The organism is Campylobacter sp., assembly GCF_020024835.1.
Classification (GTDB): Bacteria; Campylobacterota; Campylobacteria; order Campylobacterales; family Campylobacteraceae; genus Campylobacter_D.
In genome coordinates this window covers 1-6,204 of record NZ_JAHHTD010000054.1, presented here as the reverse complement: position 1 = coordinate 6,204, position 6,204 = coordinate 1, and the positions used below count along the sequence as shown (strand labels likewise).

The 6,204-nt window shown below is 29.5% G+C and carries 5 protein-coding genes and 4 tRNA genes; 6 read left to right on the top strand and 3 right to left on the bottom strand.

Features of this window, described 5'->3' with window-relative positions; translation table 11 throughout:
- Positions 1-1,036: PDC sensor domain-containing protein (locus tag QZ429_RS07240; protein WP_291953268.1), on the bottom strand; the 1,036-nt coding region annotated here is incomplete at its 3' end.
- Positions 1,037-1,511: 475 nt separating this feature from the next.
- On the opposite strand from QZ429_RS07240, the gene QZ429_RS07235 reads away from it, so the two are divergent.
- The 4 genes from QZ429_RS07235 to QZ429_RS07220 all read left to right on the top strand — a co-directional run bounded on the left by QZ429_RS07235 (position 1,512) and on the right by QZ429_RS07220 (position 1,901).
- Positions 1,512-1,586, top strand: a tRNA-Gly gene (locus tag QZ429_RS07235).
- A 10-nt stretch (positions 1,587-1,596) separates the two neighbouring features.
- Positions 1,597-1,685: transfer RNA gene (locus tag QZ429_RS07230), tRNA-Leu, on the top strand.
- 20 nt (positions 1,686-1,705) lie between these two features.
- Positions 1,706-1,779: transfer RNA gene (locus tag QZ429_RS07225), tRNA-Cys, on the top strand.
- Positions 1,780-1,813: 34 nt separating this feature from the next.
- Positions 1,814-1,901, top strand: a tRNA-Ser gene (locus QZ429_RS07220).
- 3 nt (positions 1,902-1,904) lie between these two features.
- Here QZ429_RS07220 and ilvD read toward each other — a convergent pair.
- Positions 1,905-3,584, bottom strand: a complete 1,680-nt coding sequence (ilvD, locus tag QZ429_RS07215; RefSeq protein ID WP_291953266.1) for a dihydroxy-acid dehydratase — start codon at positions 3,582-3,584, stop codon at positions 1,905-1,907.
- A 125-nt stretch (positions 3,585-3,709) separates the two neighbouring features.
- Here ilvD and QZ429_RS07210 point away from each other — a divergent pair, with 125 nt between their 5' ends.
- On the top strand, positions 3,710-5,062 hold the full coding sequence (locus QZ429_RS07210; RefSeq protein ID WP_291953264.1) for a Na+/H+ antiporter NhaC family protein: 1,353 nt from the start codon (positions 3,710-3,712) through the stop codon (positions 5,060-5,062).
- Positions 5,063-5,087: 25 nt separating this feature from the next.
- Here QZ429_RS07210 and QZ429_RS07205 read toward each other — a convergent pair whose 3' ends face one another.
- Positions 5,088-5,669: an NTP transferase domain-containing protein gene (locus QZ429_RS07205; RefSeq protein WP_291953263.1), complete on the bottom strand. Its 582-nt coding sequence runs from the start codon at positions 5,667-5,669 to the stop codon at positions 5,088-5,090.
- A 43-nt stretch (positions 5,670-5,712) separates the two neighbouring features.
- Here QZ429_RS07205 and QZ429_RS07200 point away from each other — a divergent pair.
- Positions 5,713-6,204, top strand: a 492-nt coding sequence (locus QZ429_RS07200; protein ID WP_291953261.1) for an NFACT family protein, incomplete at its 3' end; no start/stop codon positions are given.

Below are 6,204 nucleotides of genomic sequence, written 5' to 3'. Positions count from 1 at the left end.
ATTCATCATTGGTATTAACATTAATCATAGCAGAATCTTTTGTTTTATGATTGATGAAATCAAAGAATGAATTTAAGCCTGTTTGGATTTTTTGGATTGGGGAGAGGCTTTTGATTATTAACAGACGTAAAAAGATAAGAACGATAACAATAGCAACAATTCCTATAGTTATTTGTTTTAGTAAAATTGCATTAATAGGTTGGGTATAAAATGAGCTAGGGACTATTGAACATACCCGATAAGAAGGATCTGAAGCTTTATTACATACTACAGCTTGTTCAACGCCTTGTTCATTTTTTGTATGAAAAACAGCATCTTTATCTAAAATACTTGGATCTGAATTAAGCGCATGGGTTATATTTTTGCTAAGCGTGGTAGTAGTTAAAACTCTATTTATATCAGAGTGAAATAAAATATTACCTTTTTCATCATATACTGCAGCAAAGGTAAGAGAGTTTTGATTTGATTCTCCAAGAACATCTTTCTTAATATCATAGTCTCCTCCCACAATACCAATAAGCTTCCCTGTTTTGCCATAAACTGGTGCTGCATAGGTTAATTCAATAGCTCCAGATTGAAAAGATTTATAAGGCTCTGTTACTATAATACCTCCTTGATTTTTTGCTTTTTTATACCAAGGTCTTGTTCTTGCATCATAGTTATCTTTTTGAGGTGTTAATAACTCACTATCAGATTGATACAAATATCCATTGTGTTCATAACCCATATAGATAAGTTCAAATCTACCTGCTTGTGCAAAAGCTCTTAATAATGAAGTGATTTGCTCTATACTCATATTTTCATTACGTTGTAATTCCTGAGCCAATGATTCTATCATTTGCTTTTTGTTAGTTGCATAAGTATCAAAAGTTTTTGTAACACCATCAACAATCTCGTTTTGATTTTGAGAGATTAACTTATAAGTGCTTTCTTTAGCATCATAATAACTGACAATGTTTGCAACTATGATAATTAGAACAATTGCAACACCAACCATAAGAGTAAGTTTAGAAGTTACACTCCTATTTTTATCCATGTTTTCTCCTCGTATATATTTAAATACAGCTAAATTTTATTTTTTTTTTTTTTAATATTAAATAAAAATATATTAAATAAGATTACGTTATTTTTTAAGAAATATTTTAATTAATCTTCATTTTTGATAATTTTTTAGCTTTTTATCATAGTCTTTTATCAAAAAATATTTATCAATATTTTTGTGAATATTATCAATTACATTGTATTATCTTTAGGTTTTGCTAAAAATTTTTGAGAATAAATTTCTTAATTTAAATTTTATTATAAATTTCATTAAAAATTTAATAATTTTTTAAGTAAAGTGCTAAATTTAGCTTTAAAATTCAAAATTTTTTAAGAACATTAGGTGGCTTAAATTTTAAATTCTTGCAAATTTAACACTATCAAAGATTTATTATTTATGTCAATTTGCTAAAATATTTTTTATAAAAATTTAAGCTTTATGATTATACAATTACGATTTTAAATTTAATGCGGGAATAGCTCAGGGGTAGAGCACAACCTTGCCAAGGTTGGGGTCGCGAGTTCGAATCTCGTTTCCCGCTCCATAAATCACCCGCCCGGGTGGTGGAATTGGTAGACACAAGGGACTTAAAATCCCTCGGAATTTTTCTTCCGTGCCGGTTCAAGTCCGGCCTCGGGCACCACTTTAAATTTGGTAACTCAAGGCGACATAGCCAAGCGGTAAGGCATGGGCCTGCAAAGCCTTGATCTCCGGTTCGAATCCGGATGTCGCCTCCAAGAGTGCGAACTTGATTAATATCTTAAGAAATTACGGGAGATGGCTGAGTGGTCGAAAGCGGCGGTCTTGAAAACCGTTGAGGGTAACACCTCCAGGGGTTCGAATCCCTTTCTCCCGGCCACTTTTAATTATCTATGTTTAATACAGCTCCTTTACTAGCATTGCTAACAAGTTTTTGATACATTTTTAGCCATCTTGAATTTATATCTTTTTTAGGCATTTTAAATTTTTCTTTTCTTATATTGATTTGTTCATCACTTAAAATTGCTTCTATAGTGTAAGAATCAACGTCGATTTCAATTTCATCTCCATCTTCTAAAAGTGCTATTAAACCACCTTCTGCTGCTTCTGGAGAAATATGACCTATGCTAAATCCTCTTGTAGCACCGCTAAATCTACCATCTGTAATTAATGCAACATCAGCTCCAAGCCCCATTCCCATTAGAAGCGATGTAGGACTAAGCATTTCTTGCATACCAGGACCTCCTTTTGGACCTTCATAACGTATAACACACACATTACCCTTTTTAACTTTACCTTTGATAATACCTTTTATCGCTTCATCTTGAGAGTTAAAACAAATTGCTTTGCCTTTAAATTTTCTCCCTCCTGTTAATCCAGCCGTTTTTATAACACAACCTTGCTTTGCAATATTTCCAAATAATACTGCAAGTCCTCCGACATTAGAATAAGCATTATCTAATTTTCTAATTATAGTTTCATCTTGGATTTTAGCATTTTGGATACTTTCTCGTAAAGTTTGTCCTAAAATATTTATAGTATCAAGTTCTAAGATATGATTTTTATTGTTTATTAATTCTGCCATTACAGCACTAACGCCACCAGCTTTATGTATATCTTCCATATAAATGGTGTTTAAAGAAGGAGCTATTTTAGCTATGTGAGCAATATTTGCACTAATGTTGTTTAATTCTTTAATATCTAATTTCACGCCCGCTTCATAAGCAATTGCAAGCATATGCAATATTGTATTTGAGCTTCCGCCCATAGCCATATCAACAATGAGAGCATTTTTTATAGATTTTTTGTTAATGATATTTCGAATTTTAAATTGTTCATCTAATGCAATTTCACAAATTCTTCTTGCAGTTTTTCTTAAAAGTTCTTCTCTTTCCTTGCTTAAAGCTAGTATAGTCCCATTACCTTTTAATGCTATACCCATAGCTTCACATAAGGTATTCATAGAATTTGCAGTAAACATTCCAGAGCAAGATCCTCCACCAGGGCAAGCTGAACATTCTATATCTTTTAAATCATCTGCATTGATTTTTTTAGCTTCATATGCTCCTACAGCTTCAAAAACCGAACTTAAACTAATTTTTTTACCATATTTATCAACCCCAGCTTTCATAGGACCGCCACTTACAAAAATAGTGGGCACATTAACCCTTAGTGCTCCCATTAGCATTCCAGGAGTTATTTTGTCGCAATTTGGAATACAAATTAAAGCATCTAATTGATGAGCATTCATTATAGTTTCTATAGAATTTGCAATCAGTTCCCGACTAGGTAAAGAATATAGCATTCCTTTATGCCCCATAGCAATCCCATCATCTACGCCTATGGTATTAAATTCAAAAGGAACACACCCATTTTTTCGAATTTCATCTTTTATAATTTTTGCATAATCATTTAAAAAAAAATGTCCAGGAATGATGTCTATATAGCTATTTGCAACCCCGATGAAAGGTTTATTAAAATCATCATCATTTAGACCACATGCTCGAAGTAAAGAACGATTTGGTGCTTTTAAATGTCCTTTTTTGATGGCATCACTTCGCATTATTAATCCTTTATTAAAGTAAAAATTATGTTTTATTCTACAATTTTTGTCTAAATTTTTTAAACTTAAATAATTATTTATAAATTTTATTTACAATGTGAAATCTTTAATTTCTAAGGAAAAATATGCTTTTATTTAATCCTGTATTTGTTGGTGTTATTGTGATGACACTTTTGTGTTTTTTTAGATTTAATGTTTTACTAAGCGTTTTGCTAAGTGGTATTTTAGTTGGAGTTTGGTCTCAATTTATGAATATTGAGCATTTAGATTTGTCAAATTTTTTTACAAATTTACCTCAAGCTATGATGAAATCTATGCAAATTTTAATTGATGGTATGCAAGGAAATTTGCAAACTGCACTAAGTTATATTTTACTTGGAGCAGTTGCTGCTGCTATTTCTAAAACTAATCTTACTTCATATTTAATTAAAATTGTTTCTAAATGTATATCACAAAAGAAGTATTTACTTATACTTTCTTTAGCTTTGATTGCTTGTTTTTCACAAAATTTAATACCTATTCACGTGGCTTTTATACCTTTGTTAATACCTCCTTTATTGAAAATTTTTAACAAATTAAAAATCGATCGTAGGGCGATTGCTTGTGCTTTAACTTTTGGTCTTACTACTCCTTATATGGTCCTTCCTTTAGGTTTTGGACTTATTTTTCAAACTTTACTTGTAGAAAATTTAAATTCTAATGGAGTTCAAGTTAATTTAAACGATGTATCTGAAACTATGATTTTTGCGGTTATTTGTATGCTTGTTGGTTTATTTTTAGCAGTATTTGTTTTTTATGCTAAACCTAGAGAGTATAAAGAAGAGCAAATTGCTAAAATAGATTTTGAGAATTTAAGTATGGGTAAAAGAGAATGGGGTGTATTGATTGGTTTAGCTCTTACACTAATCTTGCAAATTTTAACACATAATTTACCTTTGTCTGGGCTTTTAGGATTTGTTTTGATGGTGATATTAGGTGGCGTTGAATATAACAAAGTAAATTTAATCTTTGATGATGGTCTTAAGATTATGGGTTATATTGCTTTTGTTATGTTAGTAGCTTCTGGTTATGGCGAAGTTTTAAAACAAAGTGGAGGTATAGCTGATTTGGTTAAAATTAGTGTGCCATTTATGGAAAAAAGCTATTTAATGGCTATTTTTATTATGTTGCTAATAGGGCTTTTAATTACTATGGGTATAGGGAGTTCGTTTGGGACTATTCCAATTATAGCAGCTTTATTTTGTCCAATATGCTTAGAGCTTGGTTTTTCTCCTGCTGCAATAGTTTTTATTATAGGTGTTGCAGGTGCTTTAGGTGATGCTGGATCTCCTGCTAGTGAAACAACTCTTGGTATAAGTGTAGGGTTAAATGCAGACGGACAAGGTGATCATATAAAAGATACTTGCATACCTACGTTTATATTTTTTAATGGATCGCTTTTAATCTTAGGAAGCGCTATTGCTTTTTTCTTACTCTAAAATATAAATAGCGTAAAAATTTATTTTAAGTAAATTTTTTTACGCTATGAAGCCATTTTTTATAATCATCATAATAATTTAAATTTATAAATTCGTTTTCATTGCTAAAATGTATAAATTCTGCACCTATTTTTTCGCAAAAAAATGCTAATTTATGGTTATTTTCTTTTAAAAATTCTAAAGAGGTATTGTAATTATTTCCGTGATAAAATCCACATAAATAGTGTTTATGATTTGTGGTGCTAGCTAAAAGTATTTTTTGATTTTGAAGTTTTTCAAAAAGATACCATAGGGTTTTATGTGATATATTTGGGGTATCGACGCTGATGATAAATACATAAGTGTTTTGAAATTTTTTTAAAATAGAATTTAGCGCTATTAAGGGAGAATACACCGAAGAATCATCTAAAATAAGCTTGATATTTTTATTATTAAATTTATCATTTTTAGTACTTATAAAAACGTCTTTAAAAATATAACTTAGTTTTTCATATTGATACAAAGCTAAGCTTTTTCCATCAATTTCTAGCAAACTTTTATCTCTTTTCATACGAGAAGATTTTCCACCGCATAAAATTACACAAGGGTAAGAAATTTTTTTATCCATAAAACCTCACAAATTTTTATTAAAATATTTTATAATACTTAGTATGAAATATACAGATTTAATACAAATAAAAGATTATTTTCAGTCCTTTAAGAGATTAAATTATTTAAAACGCTTAGATGATAATTTATTAGAAATTAGTTTAGATCATCAAAGTTTTATTATTGATTTAACACGTTCAAAAAGTGGAATTTATCAAGAAAAATTTCAAGCTAGAAACTATAATGCACCATTTGATTTTATGTTAAAAAAATATTTTGCAAATGTAAAAATTTTAAATATAAAAGTGCTTAAAAATAATAGAATTTTATGCTTTGAAGTATTATCAGAAAAATCTTATAAATCTTATGAAGCTAAAATTTATTTTGAATTTACGGGTAAAAATACAAATGCTATCATTACTGATATGAATGATTTTGTCATAGAAGCTTTAAGGCATATAGATAAAAGTTATCGCATAGTGAAAATTGGTGAAAAATTGCAAACTTTAAAAGCTTATGAAATCAAAGAAAATTTTATAAAGATTGATGATTTT